This window comes from Gelidibacter sp., from assembly GCF_035515035.1.
GTDB lineage: Bacteria > Bacteroidota > Bacteroidia > Flavobacteriales > Flavobacteriaceae > Gelidibacter.
Genome location: NZ_DATJCA010000035.1, coordinates 1 through 3,112, shown reverse-complemented (window position 1 = coordinate 3,112; position 3,112 = coordinate 1). Strand labels below are relative to the sequence as shown.

3 protein-coding genes are annotated in these 3,112 nt (G+C 37.4%); 1 reads left to right on the top strand and 2 read right to left on the bottom strand.

All coding sequences use genetic code 11. The features are described from left to right. Nucleotides 1-768: restriction endonuclease subunit S (locus VLZ86_RS02775; RefSeq protein WP_325448493.1), on the bottom strand; the 768-nt coding region annotated here is incomplete at its 3' end. Beyond that, complete coding sequence (locus tag VLZ86_RS02770; RefSeq protein ID WP_325448491.1) at nt 765-2,279, bottom strand: class I SAM-dependent DNA methyltransferase; 1,515 nt, start codon at nt 2,277-2,279, stop codon at nt 765-767. The genes VLZ86_RS02770 and VLZ86_RS02775, both read right to left, overlap by 4 nt. A gap of 425 nt (nt 2,280-2,704) precedes the next feature. Between VLZ86_RS02770 and VLZ86_RS02765 the strand changes: the two genes are divergently transcribed. Further along, nucleotides 2,705-2,980 carry a hypothetical protein gene (locus VLZ86_RS02765; RefSeq protein WP_325448490.1) on the top strand — a complete coding sequence of 92 codons (276 nt, stop codon included), beginning with the start codon at nt 2,705-2,707 and terminating at the stop codon, nt 2,978-2,980. Nucleotides 2,981-3,112: the final 132 nt, after the last annotated feature.

Sequence of the window (3,112 nt, the reverse complement as noted above, 5' to 3'; positions counted from 1 at the left end):
AGTAATTGTCTTTTCTGTAGATAATAAGAACATTTCTTTAGAGTTGCTCAAGTCTTTTGGGCTAGTCCAATAAATAGTTCCTCCCCAGAAATCAGGGTTTTTAGTGCTTGGTGTAGTTCCTCCACATATTTTTGTTACTTCGCCTAACTTCCCAACACGCCACCCCTCTGGCAATTCACCTGCCTTGTCGGCAGACAGGTCCCCAATTTGATATTTCCCAAACCATTCTGTAAAAAGAGTTTGTGCGGTTTGTTCCAAAGTGTCGTTTTGCGCACGTAAGTTTTCTATTTTATCGTCAAAAGCAGTTAAAATATTGGCGATGGCTTTTTGCTCTTGAATACTTTTGGGAATAATTATTGGCAATGGATGAATATGATTTCGATTTAAAGATGGAACACCTGAACCAGAATTATATTTTTGGAAAGGAAATGTTTTCAAATGATAAAAAGAAAATTTCACATCGATTTTATGGAAATTCTTAATCCAAAGTGTTGTATTTAAAGGCCAGAAATTTTTTTCGACGTAAAAAACATTTCCTAATGAACCGCTTCTTCCAGTTACAATTCCTGGACCTTTAACTTTAAATTCATTATGAGTTCCATCTTGTCCATTTGAAACCATTAATGGAAATATTCCTGTTTTTCTATCATTTGTTGGTAAATCAAATCCTCTCTGAAAAGTCATTGCTTCTCCCAAAGTCGTTTCCACCCATCCTTCGGGAATACTTCGACTTTGCTCTGTATCGGTATTTTTATCTTTTTGGCTCATAATGTAAATCCAATATTAGCCAATTGTGTTTTAATCTCTTGATTTAGAGCTTCTTCTTGTTCCATTTGCTGTTTTAGCAAATTGGTCAAGTCTTCCATTTTGGTTTCAAACGGAATGCCGTCGTCTATTTCATCTTCAATGCCTACATAGCGTCCGGGCGTTAATACATGATTGTGTTTGCGTATGTCGTCAATAGTTGCCGATTTGCAAAAGCCTTTAATATCAGAGTAGAGTTCGATGCTCTCCGACTTTCTCCAATGGTGATAGGTGTCTCTAATTTTCGCAATATCGTCATCGCTAAAATCGCGGTGTACACGGCTTTTCATATAGCCCATTTCGGAAGCATCGATAAACAAAACTTCTTTGCTATGGTTGCTTTTTTCTCGTCGCAAAAACCAAATACAAGCAGGAATACCGGTATTGTAAAACAGTTGTTTGGGCAGTGCCACAATACATTCTACCAAGTCGTTTTCTACTAATGCTTTACGGATATCGCCTTCGCCAGAGGTATTAGAACTTAAAGAACCATTGGCCAAAACGGTGGCCATCACGCCATGGGGAGCTAAATGGTATAACATGTGTTGCATCCAGCCAAAGTTGGCGTTGCCACTGGGTGGGATGCCGTATTGCCAACGAGCATCATCCTGTAAAATTTCTATGCCCCATTCCTTTTGGTTAAACGGCGGATTGGCAAGAATATAATCGGCTTTTAAATCGGGGTGCGCATCTTTTAGAAAAGTACCTTCGGTGTTCCACGCTACAAATTGGGAGTTGATATTGCGAATGGCAAGATTCATCCGTGAGAGCTTCCAAGTGGTTTGGTTGCTTTCTTGTCCGTAAACCGTAATGTCTTTGATATTTCCGCTATGTTCGGTCACGAATTTTTCGGACATGACAAACATACCGCCCGATCCACAAGCTGGGTCATATACTCTGCCTTTGTAGGGTTCTATCATTTCGACCATCAGTTTTACAATGGCTTTTGGGGTGTAGAATTGACCACCTTTTTTGCCTTCAGCATTGGCAAATTCACCTAAAAAATATTCATAAACCCGTCCAAAAAGATCTTTGGAGTTTTCGTTTTCTACTTGCAGTTCGGTGTTGGAAATCAAGTCAATCAATTCGCCTAAAGAGGTTTTGTCCAAATTGGCTTTACCATATACTTGAGGAAGTACATTTTTGAGTTCTTTATTTTCCTTTTCAACAGCTTCCATCGCTTCGTCAATGGTTTGTCCGATGCTTGGTAGTTTGGCGTTGGCGTGAATATGTTCCCAACGTGCGAGTTTAGGCACAAAGAAACAGTTTACGGCAATATATTCATCCCGATCTTCAGGACCGCTCCATTCGTCAGCTTCCAATTTATGGTATAACTCATTAAAGGATTCTGAGATGTATTTTAGAAAGATGAGCCCTAGCACGACGTGTTTGTATTCGGCGGCGTCAATGTTTTTTCGGAGTTTATCTGCGGCTTTAAACAGGTCTTGTTCAAAGGTGTTTTTACTTTTTGACATGTAATAATTTTATCGTTTGGGTTAAAACTTTAAAAATAGCAAAACCAATTGGGTATTGTTCAGTAAAACTATAATTATATAAATGTATAAATATAGAATTATATAGGGTTTTGTTGATAACCATTTGATAACAATTTACAGATTTTGAGTGACTTAATTAAAGAAATTGTAAGTTTGAATTTCATTTAATGATAGACGCGTATTTAAATCTGCGTTAGTGGAATTAAAAGTTTAGATGGTATTCAGTATATCATTTAAGAATAAAATTTAAGGAATATTTTTAATAGAACGTATTAAATTTCCTAAGAAAAGTTCATTGAAATAATAATATTGGATTAGACTTTAGGTTCACTCATAAATCTATCGTCAGGATTGCCCTAGAACACCTTTTGAGAATATGTGTCCAAACGATTTACGTCTTTGGGATGTATTTAACCTTAAGTGGTTCTGTGTGCTACTCGTTTGATGCCATTGTGTATGACAGCACAATACCAATGGAAACAGTGGTATCAAGCTCTTTTAAGAGCAGAGAACGCAGGCAGTCAGAAGCTGTTTCTGCAAAAAATGCAAAAAACTTGCAAAAGTCAGAAAAAACCTTAAATTTGAATGAAATGAATACATATCAGAACATCAATTTGGGCGTGAAAGCTCAATCCAAAAAAATGCCGTCCACAACGCCCGTGAGAAAACGCTTGAAATAAACGTCAAGTTTGCGTTAGACTTTAGGTTCACTCATAAATCTATCGTCAGGATTGCCCTAGAACACCTTTTGAGAATATGTGTCCAAACGATTTACGTCTTTGGGATGTATTTAACCTTAAGTGGTTCTGTGT

Coding starts and splice junctions, on each gene's coding strand:
- VLZ86_RS02770 (WP_325448491.1), bottom strand. CDS start 2,279: ATGTCAAAAAGTAAAAACACCTTTGAACAAGACCTGTTTAAAGCCGCA.
- VLZ86_RS02765 (WP_325448490.1), top strand. CDS start 2,705: ATGTATTTAACCTTAAGTGGTTCTGTGTGCTACTCGTTTGATGCCATT.